Source organism: Leclercia sp. (genome assembly GCF_036780805.1).
GTDB lineage: Bacteria > Pseudomonadota > Gammaproteobacteria > Enterobacterales > Enterobacteriaceae > Enterobacter.
The window spans coordinates 169052-185863 of the sequence record NZ_DAIQCE010000004.1 but is presented as its reverse complement, the minus strand read 5'-3'; the positions used below and the strand labels follow the sequence as shown (position 1 = coordinate 185863).

Sequence of the window (16812 nt, the reverse complement as noted above, 5' to 3'; positions counted from 1 at the left end):
TAAACAATTAAGTGCCAGATTTCACGTCATCAGAACAGGGCTGGGCAACCTCTGCCACCGCATTAACAACAAACCTCGGGCTTAAGGCCTGCGTAAACAGAAGAAGGGGTGTTTTATGTCATCCGATTTTAAGATCAAAGTACAAAGCTTTGGTCGATTCCTCAGCAATATGGTGATGCCAAATATCGGCGCGTTTATCGCGTGGGGTATCATCACTGCGTTATTTATTCCGACAGGGTGGTTGCCTAACGAAACGCTGGCGAAACTTGTTGGCCCAATGATCACCTATCTGCTGCCGCTGCTCATCGGTTATACCGGCGGTCGTCTGGTGGGCGGAGACCGCGGTGGCGTGGTCGGTGCGATTACCACTATGGGCGTGATCGTCGGTGCAGATATGCCGATGTTCCTCGGCGCAATGATTGCAGGCCCACTGGGCGGCTGGGCCATTAAGAAGTTCGACGTCTGGGTTGATGGTAAGATCAAATCCGGCTTCGAAATGCTGGTGAACAACTTCTCTGCCGGCATCATCGGGATGATCCTGGCGATTCTGGCGTTCCTCGGCATTGGCCCGGCAGTTGAAGTGCTCTCCAAAATTCTGGCGGCGGGCGTTAACTTCATGGTTGCCCACGACATGCTGCCGCTGGCGTCCATCTTTGTTGAACCGGCGAAAATCCTGTTCCTCAACAACGCCATCAACCACGGTATCTTCTCACCGCTGGGTATTCAGCAGTCTCACGACCTCGGCAAATCTATCTTCTTCCTGATTGAAGCTAACCCAGGTCCGGGTATGGGCGTCCTGCTGGCGTACATGTTCTTCGGTCGCGGTAGCGCGAAACAGTCTGCTGGCGGCGCGGCGATCATCCACTTCCTGGGGGGTATCCACGAAATTTACTTCCCGTACGTGCTGATGAATCCACGTCTGATCCTCGCCGTTATCCTCGGCGGTATGACCGGCGTGTTCACCCTGAGCGTGCTGAACGGTGGTCTGGTTTCTCCGGCGTCTCCAGGTTCTATCCTGGCGGTACTGGCGATGACCCCGAAAGGTGCCTACTTCGCGAACCTGGCCGCTATCTTCGCCGCCATGGCCGTCTCCTTCGTGGTCTCCGCTATCCTGCTGAAAACCAGCAAAGTGAAAGAAGAAGACGATATCGAAGCGGCTACCCGTCGTATGCAGGACATGAAATCCCAGTCTAAAGGTGTTGCTGCAACGCCGCTGGCCGCAGGCGATGTCTCTAACGACCTGAGCCACGTGCGTAAAATCATCGTTGCCTGCGACGCCGGTATGGGTTCCAGCGCCATGGGTGCAGGCGTACTGCGCAAGAAAGTGGCGGATGCCGGTCTGACGCAGATCTCCGTGACCAACAGCGCCATTAACAGCCTGCCGCCGGATGTTGACCTGGTCATCACCCACCGCGACCTGACCGAGCGTGCGATGCGCCAGGTTCCGCAGGCGCAGCACATTTCGCTGACCAACTTCCTCGACAGTGGTCTGTACACCAGCCTGACCGAACGTCTGGTGGCGGCGCAGCGTCACGAAAGCAACGAAGTGAAAGTGCGTACCAGCCTGCAGGACAGCTTTGACGAGAGCAATGCGCATCTGTTCAAACTGGGCGCGGAGAACATCTTCCTCGGTCGTACCGCGACTCATAAAGAAGAAGCGATTCGCTTTGCCGGTGAGCAGCTGGTGAAAGGCGGCTACGTGCAGCCGGAATATGTTGAAGCGATGCTGGAACGTGAAAAACTGACCCCGACCTACCTGGGCGAATCCATTGCGGTGCCGCACGGTACGGTTGAAGCGAAAGATCGCGTCCTGAAAACCGGCGTGGTGTTCTGTCAGTACCCGGCAGGCGTGCGCTTCGGTGAAGAAGAGGACGACATCGCCCGTCTGGTGATTGGTATCGCGGCCCGTAACAACGAGCACATCCAGGTGATTACCAGCCTGACCAATGCCCTGGACGATGAGACCGTTATCGAACGTCTGGCAAACACCACCAGCGTCGAAGAAGTCCTGGCGCTGTTGAACAAGTAATTTTTGCCCTTCCCTCTCCCTTTGGGAGAGGGTTAGGGTGAGGGAAAAGCCTCACCCCAGCCCTCTCGGGTCACAACATTGATGAAGGTTAATACAATGAAAGCATTACATTTCGGCGCAGGTAATATCGGTCGTGGTTTTATCGGCAAACTGCTGGCAGACGCGGGCATTACGCTGACATTCGCGGATGTGAATCAGACGGTACTGGATGCCCTGAATGCCCGTCATAGCTATCAGGTGCATGTGGTCGGTGAAAACGAGCAGGTCGAAACCGTGACCGGCGTGAATGCCGTCAGCAGCATTGGCGACGAGGTTATCGACCTGATTGCCAGCGTTGACCTGGTGACCACTGCGGTAGGTCCAGTGGTGCTGGAGCGTATCGCCCCGGCCATCGCCAAAGGGCTGGCAAAACGTAAGGCCCAGGGTAACGACGCCCCGCTGAACATCATCGCCTGCGAGAACATGGTGCGCGGCACCACCCAGCTGAAAGGCCATGTGATGGCCGCCGTGGCTGACGACGATAAAGCCTGGGTGGAAGAGCACGTAGGCTTTGTCGATTCCGCCGTAGACCGCATCGTTCCGCCATCTGCCTCCGCTACCCACGACCCGCTGGAAGTGACCGTGGAAACCTTCAGCGAGTGGATCGTCGACAAAACCCAGTTCAAAGGCGCGCTGCCTGAGATCGCCGGGATGGAATTAACTGATAACCTGATGGCATTTGTCGAACGTAAGCTCTTCACGCTGAACACCGGGCATGCTATAACCGCCTACCTCGGTAAATTAGCCGGTCATCAGACCATTCGTGACGCCATTCTCGATGAGAACGTTCGCGCCGTGGTAAAAGGTGCAATGGACGAGAGCGGCGCGGTCCTGATTAAACGCTACGGTTTTGATGCCGACAAACATGCGGCATATATTCAGAAAATCCTCGGTCGTTTTGAAAACCCGTATCTGAAAGATGACGTTGAGCGCGTGGGCCGTCAGCCGCTGCGCAAGCTGAGTGCGGGCGATCGCCTGATCAAGCCGCTGCTCGGCACGCTGGAATACGGTCTGCCGCACACCAGCCTGGTCAAAGGCATTGCCGCCGCGATGCACTACCGCAGCGAAGAAGATCCGCAGGCGCAGGAGCTGGCGCAGCTGATTGACGAGCAGGGTCCACAGGCCGCGCTGGCGCAGGTATCCGGTCTGGATGCCAATAGCGACGTGGTTCTGGAGGCGGTGACCGACTATAACGCAACCAAATGATGCAGGAACTGGCGCAGGTCATCCTGCGCCCGGAAGATAGATTGTCAGATATGCAGGCAATAATGGAACAAACCCAGGCCTTTGAAAACCGTGTGCTGGAGCGTCTGAATGCTGGCAAAACCGTTCGAAGTTTCCTGATATCTGCCGTCGAGTTATTAACCGAGGCGGTGAATATCCTGGTGCTTCAGGTGTTTCGCAAAGACGACTACGCGGTGAAATACGCAGTTGAACCGTTACTCGACGGCGACGGCCCCTTGGGCGATTTATCCGTGCGTCTGAAACTGATCTATGGCCTGGGCGTTATCAGCCGTCACGAGTATGAAGATGCCGAGCTGCTGATGGCGCTACGCGAAGAGCTGAATCACGACGGCAACGAGTATGCGTTCACCGACGACGAGATCCTCGGCCCGCTGGGCGAGCTGCACTGCGTGACCGCCCTGCCCCCGACGCCGCATTTTGATACCAGCGACCCGGAGCTGTACGCGATGCAGAAGCAGCGTTACCAGCAGATCGTCCGCTCCACCATGGTCCTCTCCCTGACTGAGCTGATTTCCCGAATCAGCTTAAAAAAAGCGTTTCAGAAGTAAGCCTGCGCACATTGGTGTATCCTTCCCTGTAATCTCCCCTGTTTTTAGAGCTATTTGTGATGAAAGAAGTCGAAAAGAACGAAATTAAACGCCTGAGCGACCGCCTGGATCTGATCCGCCACCAGCAGGCCAGCCTCTCACTGGTTGAAGCCGCCGATAAATACGCCGAGCTGGAAAAAGAGAAAGCGACGCTGGAAACGGAAATCGAACGCCTGCGTGGCGTTAAAGAGCAGAAGCTGAGCAAAGAAGCGCAGAAGCTGTCAAACATGCCGTTCCGCCGTGCGATCACCAAGAAAGAACAGGCCGACATGGGCAAGCTGAAGAAAAGCGTGCGCGGCCTGGTGGTTGTTCACCCGATGACCGAGCTGGGCCGTGAAATGGGTCTGAAAGAGATGACCGGCTTTAGCAAGACCGAGTTCTGATTTTTTGCCGGGTGGCGCGACGCTAACCCGGCCTACTTTCCCCTCCCTCTCATAATTGGCCCAACCAATTCCGCAACCAACCCTCCCTTGGTTCACATTTCCATAATCTTTGCTCACAAACACGTTGCTGACCAATAACATTTGGTTAACCATTTATTGTCATTAACCCTACATCACACTATTGGCAGGACCACTTTTACACTGAATGTGACGCCGAGATGAGCACAGACTCACCGCGTTGCAGACTCTGTGGTCCTCGGGAGACCTGCAATGAGCCTCTGGCAACAAAACTACGATCCGGCAGGCAATATCTGGCTATCGAGCCTGATTGCCTCGCTGCCTATCCTGTTCTTCTTCTTTGCGCTGATTAAGCTCAAGCTGAAGGGATACCTTGCCGCGACGTACACCGTGGCCATCGCCCTGATGGTGGCGCTGTTCTTCTACAAAATGCCGGTGGATCGTGCCCTGGCCTCGGTCATCTATGGCTTCTTCTACGGCTTGTGGCCGATCGCGTGGATCATCATTGCCGCGGTCTTCGTCTATAAAATCTCGGTGAAAACCGGGCAGTTCGACATCATTCGCTCGTCGATCCTCTCTATTACCCCTGACCAGCGCCTGCAGATGCTGATCGTCGGCTTCTCCTTCGGGGCATTCCTCGAAGGGGCAGCCGGATTCGGTGCGCCGGTGGCGATCACCGCCGCGCTGCTGGTCGGGCTGGGCTTTAACCCGCTGTATGCCGCCGGTCTGTGTCTGATCGTTAACACCGCACCGGTGGCCTTTGGCGCGATGGGTATTCCGATTCTGGTGGCCGGGCAGGTGACCGGGCTGGACAGCTTTGAGATCGGCCAGATGGTGGGCCGTCAGCTGCCGTTCCTGACCATTATCGTCCTGTTCTGGATCATGGCGATTATGGACGGCTGGCGCGGCGTGAAGGAGACCTGGCCTGCGGTAATGGTGGCGGGAGGCTCGTTTGCTATCGCCCAGTACCTGAGCTCTAACTTCCTTGGCCCGGAACTGCCGGACATTATCTCCTCTCTGGTCTCGCTGGTCTGCCTGACGCTGTTCCTCAGACGCTGGCAGCCGGTGCGTATTTTCCGCTTTGCCGATATGGGTGCCTCGCAGGTTGATATGACCCTGGCCCGCACCCGCTATACACCCGGACAGATTGTGCGCGCCTGGTCGCCGTTCCTGTTCCTTACCGCCACGGTAACCCTGTGGAGCGTGCCGCCGTTCAAAGCCCTGTTTGCCCCGAACGGCGCGCTGTACGACATGGTGGTCAATATCTCCGTGCCGTTCCTCGACAAGATGGTCGCCCGCATGCCGCCAGTGGTGCACGATGCCACGCCGTATGCAGCGGTGTTCAAGTTCGACTGGTTCTCGGCAACCGGCACCGCCATCCTGTTTGCCGCTATCCTTTCCGTAGTGTGGCTGCGCATGAAGCCTGCGGCAGCGGTACAGACGTTTGCTGCGACCATTAAAGAGCTGATGCTGCCGATCTACTCTATCGGCATGGTGCTGGCCTTCGCGTTTATCTCGAACTACTCCGGCCTGTCGTCAACCCTGGCGCTGGCCCTGGCGCATACCGGCCACGCGTTCACCTTCTTCTCGCCGTTCCTCGGCTGGCTGGGGGTATTCCTGACCGGGTCAGATACCTCATCGAACGCCCTGTTTGCGGCCCTGCAGGCAACGGCCGCCCAGCAGATTGGCGTGTCGGATGTGCTGCTCGTGGCGGCGAACACCACCGGCGGCGTAACCGGGAAGATGATCTCCCCGCAGTCCATCGCCATTGCCTGTGCGGCGGTAGGTCTGGTGGGCAAAGAGTCGGATCTGTTCCGCTTTACCGTGAAGCACAGCCTGATATTTACCTGCATGGTCGGGATCATCACCACCCTGCAGGCCTACGTCTTAACCTGGATGATCCCATGATAGTGATGCCCAGACGCCTGTCCGACGAGATAGCCTCTCGCGTGCGGGCGCTGATTGAAGAACAGCAGCTGGAGGCGGGCATGAGGTTGCCCGCCGAGCGCCAGCTTGCCGCCCAGCTTGGCGTCTCGCGTAACTCATTGCGCGAAGCCTTAGCGACCCTGGTCAGCGAAGGGGTGCTGCTGAGCCGTCGCGGCGGCGGGACCTTCGTGCGCTGGCAGCACGAGGAGTGGTCGGAACAGGCGATTGTTCAGCCGCTGAAAACCCTGATGGCCAACGACCCGGACTATAGCTTCGATATTCTCGAAGCCCGTCACGCCATCGAAGCCAGCACCGCATGGCATGCCGCCATGCGCGCCACGCCGGCCGATAAAGAGAAGCTGAAGGCCTGCTTTGAGGCAACCCACAGCAGCGATCCGGATATCGCCTCGCAGGCCGACGTGCGTTTTCATCTGGCGATTGCCGAAGCCTCGCACAACGTGGTGCTGCTCCAGACCATGCGCGGATTCTTCGATCTGCTGCAAACCTCCGTCAAGCAGAGCCGCCAGCGCATGTATCAGGTGCCGCCTGTTTTTGCACAGCTGACCGAGCAGCACCAGGCCGTTCTTGAGGCCATTCTGGCTGGCGATGCCGAGGCTGCCCGTCAGGCGATGATGGCGCATCTGGGCTTTGTGCATACCACCATTAAACAATTCGATGAAGATCAGGCCCGACAGGCGCGCATTACCCGTCTGCCTGGCGACAACGATATTTCCAGGGAGAACAAAGCATGATCATTTCCGCAGCCAGTGACTATCGCGCCGCCGCGCAGCGCATCCTGCCTCCGTTTTTGTTCCACTACATCGACGGCGGGGCCTATTCCGAATACACCCTGCGTCGCAATGTGGAAGATCTGTCCCAGGTAGCCCTGCGCCAGCGCGTGCTGAAGAATATGTCCGACCTGAGTCTTGAGACCAGGCTGTTCAACGAAACGCTCTCCATGCCGGTGGCGCTCGCCCCTGTCGGCCTTTGCGGCATGTACGCCCGCCGGGGTGAAGTGCAGGCGGCCGCGGCCGCGGATGCCAAAGGCATTCCCTTTACCCTCTCCACCGTCTCGGTCTGCCCGATCGAAGAGGTCGCCCCGACCATCAAGCGCCCAATGTGGTTCCAGCTGTACGTCCTGCGCGATCGCGGCTTTATGCGTAACGCGCTGGAGCGCGCCAAAGCGGCGGGCTGCTCCACGCTGGTCTTTACCGTCGATATGCCCACCCCCGGCGCACGCTATCGTGATGCGCATTCCGGGATGAGCGGCGCGAATGCGGCGATGCGCCGCTACTGGCAGGCGGTGACCCATCCGCAGTGGGCGTGGGATGTGGGCCTCAACGGTCGTCCGCACGATCTGGGAAATATCTCTGCTTACCTGGGTAAGCCAACTGGGCTGGAAGATTATATTGGCTGGCTGGCAAACAACTTCGATCCGTCGATCTCGTGGAAAGACCTGGAGTGGATCCGTGAGTTCTGGGATGGCCCGATGGTGATCAAAGGGATCCTCGATCCGGAAGATGCCCGCGATGCGGTGCGTTTTGGTGCCGATGGCATTGTGGTGTCGAACCACGGTGGTCGCCAGCTGGACGGGGTGCTCTCCTCTGCCCGCGCCCTGCCCGCCATTGCCGATGCGGTGAAGGGCGATATCGCGATTCTGGCGGACTCCGGGATCCGCAACGGTCTCGACGTGGTGCGCATGATTGCCCTCGGTGCCGACACCGTCCTGCTGGGCCGGGCGTATCTCTATGCGCTGGCGACCCACGGCCAGGCGGGGGTCGCGAATCTGCTCAATCTGATCGAGAAAGAGATGAAGGTGGCAATGACGCTGACCGGCGCAAAATCCATCCGCGAGATCAGCAAGGAGATGCTGGTGCAGGAGCTGAGTAAGATCCCTGCCGGGCTGGCCCCGCTGACCCAGGGGGACGCGGCTTAGGTTGGTGCGGTCTGAGCCCCTCACCCCGGCCCTCTCCCGAAGGGAGAGGGAGAAAAGAAAGTTCCCTCTCCCTCTGGGAGAGGGTTAGGGTGAGGGAAAAATTCTGCTATTCTGCCCGCGAAATTAAGGGGGCAGCATGCTTAACATCGTTTTATTCGAACCAGAAATTCCACCTAATACCGGCAATATCATCCGCCTGTGCGCCAATACCGGTTTTCGTCTGCATATCATCGAGCCGATGGGCTTTACGTGGGACGACAAGCGCCTGCGCCGCGCCGGGCTGGACTATCACGAATTCACCGCCGTGGTGCGCCATAAGGATCAGGCGGCGTTTCTGGAAACGGAAAAACCGGGACGGATCTTTGCCCTGACCACCAAAGGTACGCCTGCGCACAGCGCGGTGAGCTATCAGGAAGGCGATTATCTGCTGTTTGGCCCGGAAACGCGCGGCCTGCCGGCCACCATTCTCGATGCCCTGCCTGCTGAACAAAAAATTCGGATTCCGATGATGCCGGACAGCCGCAGCATGAACCTGTCAAACGCGGTGTCGGTGGTGGTGTATGAAGCCTGGCGCCAGCTGGGGTATGCGGGCGCGATATTACGGTAGAGCCAGGCCCGGTAAGCGTAGCGCCACCGGGCGTTTACTCAAATTCCGTCGCCATACTCAAAGGTATGGTGGCCGTTAAAGAACTGATCCATATCCATCGCCGGCTTATCGCTGTCCGGCTTGCCTACGATACGCGCCGGAACGCCTGCGGCGGTGGTATGCGGCGGCACAGGTTGCAGCACCACCGACCCGGCGCCGATTTTCGCGCCGCGCCCGACTTCGATATTGCCGAGGATCTTCGCCCCTGCGCCAATCATCACCCCTTCACGGATTTTCGGGTGGCGATCGCCGCTGGTCTTCCCGGTCCCGCCGAGGGTTACGGACTGCAGGATCGAGACGTCGTTTTCAATCACCGCCGTTTCACCCACCACAATACCGGTGGCGTGGTCGAGCATGATCCCGCGGCCAATCTTCGCCGCCGGGTGGATATCCACCTGGAAGCTCACAGACACCTGATTTTGCAGAAAGATTGCCAGTGCGCGACGGCCTTCGTTCCACAGCCAGTGGCCGATACGGTACGACTGCAGGGCATGGAAACCTTTCAGATAGAGCAGCGGCGTGGAGTATTTATCCACCGCCGGGTCACGATTGCGGACCGCCTGAATATCATAGGCCGCGGAGGCGATCATCTCCGGGTCGGCGGCATAGGCCTCTTCCACCACTTCACGAATGGCGATGGCCGGCATGATCGGGGAAGCCAGTTTGTTGGCAAGCATATAGCTCAGGGCGCTGCCGAGATTTTCGTGCTTGAGTAGCGTCGCATGGTAGAAACTGGCGAGCATCGGCTCACAGTCGGCCAGAGCCCGGGCTTCGGCTTTAATATTGTTCCAGACGATATCCAGTTCTTCACACGGCATTGCTTACTCCAGACGTAATGTAATGACCGGCCAGTTCTTTGCCAGCCGGGTCATTCAGGTGATAACGCTTTCCTGCAGTTAACTGCTGCTACGCTCGTCCTTGCGTGCGCGACCTAATAAGGTCAATGCTGCCTCGCGCGCATTTTTTCCGCAATACAATACCTGATAAATTTCCTCGGTTATTGGCATTTCGACACCAAAGCGGTGTGCCAACTCGCGGACTTCCTTGGTATTGCGGTAGCCTTCTACCACCTGGCCGATCTTCTCCTGCGCGCCGATCACATCCATGCCCTGGCCGAGCATCATGCCAAAACGACGGTTGCGCGACTGATTGTCGGTACAGGTCAACACCAGATCGCCTAACCCTGCCATCCCCATAAAGGTGGCCGGATCGGCACCGAGCGCCGCGCCCAGACGGGACATTTCGGTCAGTCCGCGGGTGATCAGCGCCGTACGCGCGTTCGCGCCAAAGCCGATACCGTCAGACATGCCCGCACCGATCGCGATAACGTTCTTCACCGCGCCGCCCAGCTGGACGCCGATAAAATCGGGGTTGCTGTAGACGCGGAAGCTTTTACCGCAGTGCAGAAGCTGCTGCAGATCGTCAGCGAAGGTCTCATCGGTTGAGGCCAGCGAAATGGCCGTTGGCAGCCCTGCCGCCAGCTCTTTCGCAAAGGTCGGGCCGGAGATCACCGCCAGCGGAATGGCATCGCCCAGCGCTTCGCGGGCAACATCCTGCAGCAGGCGGCCGGTCTCGGCTTCCAGCCCTTTGGTTGCCCAGACCACGCGCGCATCATCACGCATCAGCGGTTTAATCTGTCGCAGCACCTGACCAAACACGTGGCTCGGCACAACAATCAGAATATTGCGGCTCGCGGCCAGCGCGGTCGCCAGGTCGCTTTCGAGGTGCAGTGAGTCAGGGAAAGGCACATCGGGGAGGAACGCAACGTTGCAGCGATCGGCTTCTAACGTCGCGATATGTTTAGGATCGTGGCCCCAGAGAACCACTTCGTGACCATTTCTTGCCAGCGTGATAGCAAGAGCGGTGCCGTAAGAGCCGGCACCGATCACAGTCATTGACGCATTGACAGTACTCATCAGGCATCCTGATGTTGTTCAGTACCTTCGCCAGCTTGCTGCTGCAGATAGTTCATGAACAGCGCATCGAAGTTCACCGGCGCAAGGTTCAGTTGCGGGAACGTACCACGGGAAACCAGGCTGGTGATGCATTCGCGGGCATACGGGAACAGGATGTTCGGGCAGTATGCACCCAGGCAATGCGCCATCTGGTTACCTTCGATACCGCCGATGGAGAAGATGCCGCCCTGCTGTACTTCACACAGGAACGCAGTCTCTTCGCCCAGAGAGGCGGTTACGGTAACACGCAGTACGACTTCATACACATCATCCGCCAGCTGGGTGGATGCGGTATCCAGATCAAGTTTAACCTCTGGCTGCCAGTCTTTCTGGAAAACATGCGGCGCATTTGGTGCTTCGTAGGAGACGTCTTTGGTGTAAATGCGCTGGATCTGGAAAGTCATCTCGGTGTTGTTTTGTTCTGACATGGAAATACCCTTTTTTTATTGTCCTAAAACGCCTTAGCGCAGCAGGGGATCAAGTCCACCACGCGCATCAAGCGCATACAAGTCATCACAGCCGCCAATGTGCTGCGCATCGATAAAAATCTGCGGAACCGTCGTACGGCCACTACGTTTAATCATCTCTTCGCGCTTCGCAGCATCGCCATCAATAGGCAGTTCCTGGAAGGTAACGCCTTTGCTGTCCAGCAGCGCTTTCGCACGATGGCAGAACGGGCAGGTCGCTTTGGTGTAGATCTCGATATTGGCCATGACTTGACTCCTGTTTATTTACCGCGAACCAGAGGCAGATTCTCGCCGCTCCAGCCAGAGATGCCGTCTTTCAGGACAGTGACGTTTGCAAAGCCTGCTTTGACGAGGTTATTTGCGGGCTCCTGAGCCTGCATACCGGTGCCATCAACGACAATAACGGGTTTGTCTTTATGCTTTTCCAGTTCGCCAAGGTTATTGGCTTTGATTTCGGTCGGCAGCAGGTTAATGGCACCTGCAATATGGCCTTTACGGAAATCGTCACGCTGACGCAGATCGACAACCACTGCCTCTTCTTTATTGATAAGGCGCGTGGCTTCGCCGCGGGTGATCACCTTCACTTTAGAGGTGAGGCCTTTGAACGTGGTGAAAAGTACGGCTGCCAGTAGACCAATCCACGCGATACAAAGTATGGGGTGGCGGCTGACAAATTGCATAATTTCTTGCATGGGGGGTAACGACTCCCGACTGAGTGAATAAAAAACCAGGACAGGAGTATACCTGTGCGTTGTGGCAAATACAGCCAGCGACAATAAGCTAATCCATTTTCTGCGTGCTGCCACGAAAAAAAAGACCAAAATTCCCTTCACCGTACCCTTACCACGGTGGTTTCTTTGATCTTCTGCGGCTATTTGATCGATTCAGCTGTAGTAAAATTACGCAAATTTTTTGTCTTTTGAGCAAAGAGGTTGTCGCAATGTCGGTTTCTAAAAAACCTATGGTACTGATGATTCTGGATGGTTATGGCTATCGTGAAGATCAGCAGGATAACGCCATTTTCAACGCTAAAACCCCGGTCATGGATGCACTGTGGGCACAACGTCCTCATACATTGATTGATGCGTCCGGCCTGGAAGTGGGTCTGCCCGATCGCCAGATGGGCAACTCCGAAGTTGGACACGTCAACCTGGGCGCAGGACGCATTGTTTATCAGGACCTGACCCGTCTGGATGTTGAAATTAAAGAACGCACCTTCTTTGCGAACCCGGTGCTGACCGGCGCGGTTGAGAAAGCCACCGCCGCAGGCAAAGCGGTGCACATTATGGGTCTGCTCTCCGCCGGTGGCGTTCACAGCCACGAAGATCACATCATGGCGATGGTCGAGCTGGCCGCGGAAAAAGGGGCAGACAAAATCTATCTGCACGCCTTCCTCGATGGCCGCGACACCCCACCGCGCAGCGCTAAATCTTCCCTGCAAGCCTTTGAAGACAAGTTTGCCGCTCTCGGCAAAGGCCGCGTGGCGTCCATCATTGGCCGCTACTATGCCATGGACCGCGACAACCGTTGGGATCGCGTAGAGCAGGCCTACAATCTGCTGGTAGAAGCCAAAGGCGAGTTCCAGGCCAACAGCGCCGTTGCCGCGCTGGAAGCCGCTTACGCCCGCGATGAAAACGATGAATTCGTGAAAGCGACCGTGATCCGCGCCGAAGGTCAGGCCGATGCCGCGATGGAAGACGGCGACGCGCTGATCTTCATGAACTTCCGTGCTGACCGCGCCCGCGAAATCACCCGCGCCTTCGTCAACGCTGACTTCGACGGCTTCGCCCGTAAAAAAGAGGTCAAGCTGGGCGATTTCGTGATGCTGACCGAATATGCCGCCGACATTAAAGCGCCATGCGCCTATCCGCCGTCATCGCTGGCGAATACCTTCGGTGAGTGGATGGCCAAGCACGACAAGACCCAGCTGCGCATCTCCGAAACCGAAAAATACGCCCACGTCACCTTCTTCTTTAACGGCGGCGTGGAAGAGTCGTTCAAAGGCGAAGATCGTATTCTGATCAACTCCCCGAAAGTCGCCACCTACGATCTGCAGCCGGAGATGAGCTCTGCCGAGCTGACCGAAAAGCTGATCGCAGCTATCGAAAGCGGCAAATACGACACCATCATCTGTAACTACCCGAACGGCGATATGGTTGGCCATACCGGGGTGATGGAAGCGGCGATTAAAGCGATTGAAGCCCTGGATGCGTGCATTGACCAGGTGACCAAAGCCGTTGTCGCCGCGGGCGGTCAGATGCTGATCACCGCAGACCACGGCAACGCCGAACAGATGCGCGATCCGGCCACCGGTCAGGCGCACACCGCGCATACCAACCTGCCGGTTCCGATGATTTATGTCGGTGATAAATCAGTTAAAGCAGTGGATGGCGGCAAGCTTTCAGACGTTGCGCCGACCATGCTGACCCTGATGGGTATGGAAATCCCGCAAGAGATGACTGGCAAGCCGCTGTTCATCGTGGAATAATCCTTCCCCATGAGGGGAAAGGCGATTGTTTCAATCACATGGGTCGTGAAGCCGTTACGGTTATCAGTCAGGCCTTTACTTTACGCCAGCGTGCTCAGCGCTGGCGTATTGTTGTGCGCGGCATCCGCCCAGGCGGACGAGCGCGATCAGCTCAAAACCATTCAGGCCGATATCGCAGCCAAAGAGCGGGCGGTACGCCAGCAACAGCAGCAACGTTCTTCCCTGCTTGAGCAGCTTAAAAAGCAGGAAGAGGCGATCTCCGCGGCGGCACGCAAGCTGCGGGAAACCCAGAACACCCTCAGCGTATTGAATAAACAAATAGACGAGATGAATGCGTCTATCGCCAAACTTGAGCTTCAGCGTGCGGCTCAGGAGCGCAACCTCGCCGCGCAATTAGATGCTGCCTTTCGCCAGGGTGAACACACCGGCGTTCAGCTGATCCTCAGCGGCGAAGAGAGCCAGCGCGGCCAGCGCCTGCAGGCCTATTTCGGCTATCTCAACCAGTCCCGCCAGGAGACCATCGCCCAGTTGAAGCAGACGCGGGAAGAGGTCACCACGCAAAAAGCGGAGCTGGAAGAGAAGCAGAGCCAGCAGCAGACCCTCCTTTACGATCAGCAGGCCCAGCAGGCCAAGCTGGAGCAGGCGCGCAACGAGCGTAAGAAAACCCTTTCCGGTCTTGAATCCTCTATTCAGGAAGGGCAGAGCCAGCTGAGCGAAATGCGCGCCAACGAATCCAAACTGCGTAACAGCATCGCCCGCGCGGAAGCGGCCGCCAAAGCGCGTGCCGAGAAAGAAGCACGTGAAGCGCAGGCTGTTCGCGATCGCCAGCAGGAAGCTTCCCGCAAAGGCACCACCTACAAGCCAACAGAAAACGAACGCTCGCTGATGTCGCGCACCGGCGGTCTGGGCTCGCCGCGCGGCCAGGCCTACTGGCCGGTACGGGGCTCAATTCTGCATCGCTATGGCGAACAGCTGCAGGGTGAGCTACGTTGGAAGGGGATTGTTATCGGTGCATCGGAAGGTAGCGAAGTCAAAGCTATCGCCGATGGCCGGGTGATCCTCGCTGACTGGCTGCAGGGTTATGGCCTGGTGGTGGTGGTTGAGCACGGGAAAGGCGACATGAGTCTTTACGGCTACAACCAGAGCGCTCTGGTCAGCGTCGGCACCCAGGTACGCGCCGGTCAGGCTATCGCCCTCGTGGGCAGCAGTGGCGGTCAGGGCCGCCCGTCACTCTATTTCGAAATTCGTCGCCAGGGTCAGGCGGTCAATCCACAGCCGTGGTTGGGAAGATAAGTTTTGCTTCAATTTCGTCGTATGGTTCTCCCCTTCGTCAGCGCACTGGCGCTGGCGATGCCGGTTTACGCAGGTAAACTTGCTATCGTCATCGATGACTTCGGTTATCGTCCTCAAACAGAAAATCAGGTGCTGGCGATGCCATCCGCCATCTCCGTCGCCGTGCTGCCGAACGCGCCTCACGCCCATGAAATGGCCACCAAAGCCCACAACAGCGGACATGAAGTGTTGATCCATCTGCCGATGGCGCCGCTCAGTAAACAGCCGCTGGAAAAAGATACCCTGCGCCCGGAGATGAGCAGCGAAGAGATCGAGCGCATCATCCGCGAGGCGTATGGCAAAGTGCCTTACGCCGTGGGGCTGAATAACCATATGGGCAGCGCCATGACCTCCAGCCTGTTTGGTATGCAGAAGGTGATGCAGTCCCTGGCGCGCTACAACCTCTACTTCCTCGACAGCATGACCATCGGCAACAGCCAGGCGATGCGCGCCGCGCAGGGCACCGGCGTGAAGGTGATTAAGCGCAAAGTGTTCCTCGATGACACGCAGAACGAAGCCGATATCCGCTTCCAGTTTAACCGTGCCGTGCAGGTGGCCCGCCGCTCAGGTTGGGCTATCGCCATTGGTCACCCTCATCCGTCCACCGTTCGCGTGCTACAGCAGATGCTGCCCACACTGCCTGCGGATATCACTCTGGTGCCGGCGAGCAGCCTGCTCAATGAGCCGCAGGTGGATACCTCCCGTCCGGTCAGCCCGCCACCCGCCGGGACTGCGCCTGGCACAAAACCGCGCAATCCGTTCCGCGGCGTAACGCTCTGTAAGCCTAAGCAGCCGCCAGAGCCGGTCTATATGACCCGCTACTTCTCGGTGATTGGGGAGAGCATCAGCCAGAGTACGCTGGTGAAATATGTTCAGCTGCAGTGGCAGGGCTGGGGTAAGAAAAGCTAAACCCCGCCCTGAGGCGGGATCGCTTACTCAACGACATGAGAGTCTGCGTGCTTTTTGCCCGCAGACTCTTTTTTTTCCTGGTGCTGATACCAGGCTTTGAAGTATTTCAGGAAGCTGTAAGAGGTGGCGTAGAGGCCGGTTACTACCCCCACTCTCCCCTGACGCCACGCACCGCTGAACAGATACCACTTGAAGAATGCGCCAATAGCGCTAATCACGCCGCGCACAAGTGAAGGGCGCACGGTCTGGTACTTCACCAGACGGCTGGTGTAGCTGTTCAGCTTGTTAAAGACCTCGTGCAGCGAATAGAAGGTGTCATGACGCACGCGGCCCGGGATTTTAACCGACTGGATGATCCCTTCCACTTTGTCATCCACCGGCCGCTGATTAAAGCGCGCCTGAGTACGGTTAAAGAGCCGTACCGGGAAATCGGGCGAGGAGATGGGATAAATCGTCCGCACCTCTTCCCCCAGGACATGCCAGTAGCGGGCAATTCGCCATGCCTGCTGCGGATGAGGTTCGTCACCCGCCTTCAGGCGCAGGATAAAATCGACGGTTTCGGCATCCAGAATCTCATCGCTGTCCATGCACAGCACCCAGTCGTTATTCGCCAGATCGATGGCATGGTTCATCTGCACGCCATGCATGGTATAGGGCTGGTGATGGGGAGTGATGCCGTATTCCTGGCAAATCGCTAATGTGGCGTCGTGGCTACCCGAGTCGAGGACGATGATTTCATCGGCAACAACGATCAACGGAGGCAGGACTTCACGCAGCAGTCGTGCTGAGTTACAGGTCAATAAACAAACGGTGAGCTTGAACATAGGCGCTGTAAAGTTGAGTAAACTTCCC

General features: G+C 57.6%; 17 protein-coding genes. 11 read left to right on the top strand and 6 right to left on the bottom strand.

Annotation, left to right across the window (positions count from 1 at the left end; translation table 11 throughout):
• Positions 1–115 precede the first annotated feature (115 nt).
• The 8 genes from V7Q49_RS13720 to trmL all read left to right on the top strand — a co-directional run bounded on the left by V7Q49_RS13720 (position 116) and on the right by trmL (position 8770).
• Positions 116–2029, top strand: coding sequence for a PTS mannitol transporter subunit IICBA (locus V7Q49_RS13720; RefSeq protein WP_333852735.1), 1914 nt, complete (start codon positions 116–118; stop codon positions 2027–2029).
• A 96-nt stretch (positions 2030–2125) separates the two neighbouring features.
• Positions 2126–3274, top strand: coding sequence for a mannitol-1-phosphate 5-dehydrogenase (mtlD, locus tag V7Q49_RS13715; protein WP_333852733.1), 1149 nt, complete (start codon positions 2126–2128; stop codon positions 3272–3274).
• Positions 3271–3861, top strand: a complete 591-nt coding sequence (gene mtlR, locus V7Q49_RS13710; RefSeq protein ID WP_142487755.1) for a mannitol operon repressor MtlR — start codon at positions 3271–3273, stop codon at positions 3859–3861. Before mtlD ends, mtlR begins: the two co-directional genes overlap by 4 nt.
• Before the next feature lie 59 nt (positions 3862–3920).
• Complete coding sequence (locus V7Q49_RS13705) at positions 3921–4283, top strand: YibL family ribosome-associated protein (RefSeq protein WP_333852730.1); 363 nt, start codon at positions 3921–3923, stop codon at positions 4281–4283.
• A 270-nt stretch (positions 4284–4553) separates the two neighbouring features.
• Positions 4554–6209, top strand: coding sequence for an L-lactate permease (lldP, locus tag V7Q49_RS13700; RefSeq protein WP_333852728.1), 1656 nt, complete (start codon positions 4554–4556; stop codon positions 6207–6209).
• A complete protein-coding gene (gene lldR / locus V7Q49_RS13695; protein WP_333852726.1) occupies positions 6206–6979 on the top strand; it encodes a transcriptional regulator LldR in 774 nt (257 codons plus the stop codon). The genes lldP and lldR overlap by 4 nt, the downstream gene beginning before the upstream one ends.
• The gene (gene lldD / locus V7Q49_RS13690) at positions 6976–8163 is read left to right on the top strand and encodes an FMN-dependent L-lactate dehydrogenase LldD (RefSeq protein ID WP_333852724.1); all 1188 of its coding nucleotides are present in this window, start codon (positions 6976–6978) and stop codon (positions 8161–8163) included. Before lldR ends, lldD begins: the two co-directional genes overlap by 4 nt.
• 136 nt (positions 8164–8299) lie before the next feature.
• Positions 8300–8770, top strand: coding sequence for a tRNA (uridine(34)/cytosine(34)/5-carboxymethylaminomethyluridine(34)-2'-O)-methyltransferase TrmL (gene trmL / locus V7Q49_RS13685; RefSeq protein ID WP_333852722.1), 471 nt, complete (start codon positions 8300–8302; stop codon positions 8768–8770).
• A gap of 38 nt (positions 8771–8808) precedes the next feature.
• Here trmL and cysE read toward each other — a convergent pair whose 3' ends face one another.
• The 5 genes from cysE to V7Q49_RS13660 all read right to left on the bottom strand — a co-directional run bounded on the left by cysE (position 8809) and on the right by V7Q49_RS13660 (position 11923).
• Positions 8809–9627: a serine O-acetyltransferase gene (gene cysE / locus V7Q49_RS13680; protein WP_333852720.1), complete on the bottom strand. Its 819-nt coding sequence runs from the start codon at positions 9625–9627 to the stop codon at positions 8809–8811.
• Between the two features lie 78 nt (positions 9628–9705).
• Positions 9706–10725 carry an NAD(P)H-dependent glycerol-3-phosphate dehydrogenase gene (gene gpsA / locus V7Q49_RS13675; RefSeq protein ID WP_333852717.1) on the bottom strand — a complete coding sequence of 340 codons (1020 nt, stop codon included), beginning with the start codon at positions 10723–10725 and terminating at the stop codon, positions 9706–9708.
• Positions 10725–11192, bottom strand: coding sequence for a protein-export chaperone SecB (gene secB / locus V7Q49_RS13670; protein ID WP_106995460.1), 468 nt, complete (start codon positions 11190–11192; stop codon positions 10725–10727). The genes gpsA and secB overlap by 1 nt, the downstream gene beginning before the upstream one ends.
• Before the next feature lie 33 nt (positions 11193–11225).
• On the bottom strand, positions 11226–11477 hold the full coding sequence (grxC, locus tag V7Q49_RS13665) for a glutaredoxin 3 (protein WP_103177738.1): 252 nt from the start codon (positions 11475–11477) through the stop codon (positions 11226–11228).
• Positions 11478–11491: 14 nt separating this feature from the next.
• Complete coding sequence (locus V7Q49_RS13660) at positions 11492–11923, bottom strand: rhodanese-like domain-containing protein (protein ID WP_333852713.1); 432 nt, start codon at positions 11921–11923, stop codon at positions 11492–11494.
• Between the two features lie 248 nt (positions 11924–12171).
• Here V7Q49_RS13660 and gpmM point away from each other — a divergent pair, with 248 nt between their 5' ends.
• Genes gpmM through V7Q49_RS13645 form a run of 3 tightly spaced genes read left to right on the top strand, consistent with a single transcriptional unit; the run spans position 12172 to position 15960 of the window.
• Entirely contained in the window at positions 12172–13719 is a 1548-nt protein-coding gene (gene gpmM, locus V7Q49_RS13655; protein ID WP_333852710.1) for a 2,3-bisphosphoglycerate-independent phosphoglycerate mutase, read from the top strand.
• Between the two features lie 33 nt (positions 13720–13752).
• Positions 13753–15012 (top strand): murein hydrolase activator EnvC, encoded by a 1260-nt coding sequence (envC, locus tag V7Q49_RS13650; RefSeq protein ID WP_333852871.1) that lies wholly within the window; start codon positions 13753–13755, stop codon positions 15010–15012.
• A 3-nt stretch (positions 15013–15015) separates the two neighbouring features.
• The gene (locus tag V7Q49_RS13645; protein WP_333852708.1) at positions 15016–15960 is read left to right on the top strand and encodes a divergent polysaccharide deacetylase family protein; all 945 of its coding nucleotides are present in this window, start codon (positions 15016–15018) and stop codon (positions 15958–15960) included.
• A 23-nt stretch (positions 15961–15983) separates the two neighbouring features.
• Here V7Q49_RS13645 and V7Q49_RS13640 read toward each other — a convergent pair whose 3' ends face one another.
• Entirely contained in the window at positions 15984–16784 is an 801-nt protein-coding gene (locus V7Q49_RS13640; protein WP_333852706.1) for a glycosyltransferase family 2 protein, read from the bottom strand.
• Between the last annotated feature and the right edge of the window lie 28 nt (positions 16785–16812).

Excerpts from the sequence above, each read along its gene's own strand:
- trmL (WP_333852722.1), top strand. The coding sequence starts at position 8,300 with ATGCTTAACATCGTTTTATTCGAACCAGAAATTCCACCTAATACCGGC.
- lldP (WP_333852728.1), top strand. The coding sequence starts at position 4,554 with ATGAGCCTCTGGCAACAAAACTACGATCCGGCAGGCAATATCTGGCTA.
- V7Q49_RS13640 (WP_333852706.1), bottom strand. The coding sequence starts at position 16,784 with ATGTTCAAGCTCACCGTTTGTTTATTGACCTGTAACTCAGCACGACTG.
- secB (WP_106995460.1), bottom strand. The coding sequence starts at position 11,192 with ATGTCAGAACAAAACAACACCGAGATGACTTTCCAGATCCAGCGCATT.
- V7Q49_RS13720 (WP_333852735.1), top strand. The coding sequence starts at position 116 with ATGTCATCCGATTTTAAGATCAAAGTACAAAGCTTTGGTCGATTCCTC.
- lldR (WP_333852726.1), top strand. The coding sequence starts at position 6,206 with ATGATAGTGATGCCCAGACGCCTGTCCGACGAGATAGCCTCTCGCGTG.
- cysE (WP_333852720.1), bottom strand. The coding sequence starts at position 9,627 with ATGCCGTGTGAAGAACTGGATATCGTCTGGAACAATATTAAAGCCGAA.
- V7Q49_RS13660 (WP_333852713.1), bottom strand. The coding sequence starts at position 11,923 with ATGCAAGAAATTATGCAATTTGTCAGCCGCCACCCCATACTTTGTATC.
- grxC (WP_103177738.1), bottom strand. The coding sequence starts at position 11,477 with ATGGCCAATATCGAGATCTACACCAAAGCGACCTGCCCGTTCTGCCAT.
- gpsA (WP_333852717.1), bottom strand. The coding sequence starts at position 10,725 with ATGAGTACTGTCAATGCGTCAATGACTGTGATCGGTGCCGGCTCTTAC.
- V7Q49_RS13705 (WP_333852730.1), top strand. The coding sequence starts at position 3,921 with ATGAAAGAAGTCGAAAAGAACGAAATTAAACGCCTGAGCGACCGCCTG.
- lldD (WP_333852724.1), top strand. The coding sequence starts at position 6,976 with ATGATCATTTCCGCAGCCAGTGACTATCGCGCCGCCGCGCAGCGCATC.
- gpmM (WP_333852710.1), top strand. The coding sequence starts at position 12,172 with ATGTCGGTTTCTAAAAAACCTATGGTACTGATGATTCTGGATGGTTAT.
- mtlR (WP_142487755.1), top strand. The coding sequence starts at position 3,271 with ATGATGCAGGAACTGGCGCAGGTCATCCTGCGCCCGGAAGATAGATTG.
- mtlD (WP_333852733.1), top strand. The coding sequence starts at position 2,126 with ATGAAAGCATTACATTTCGGCGCAGGTAATATCGGTCGTGGTTTTATC.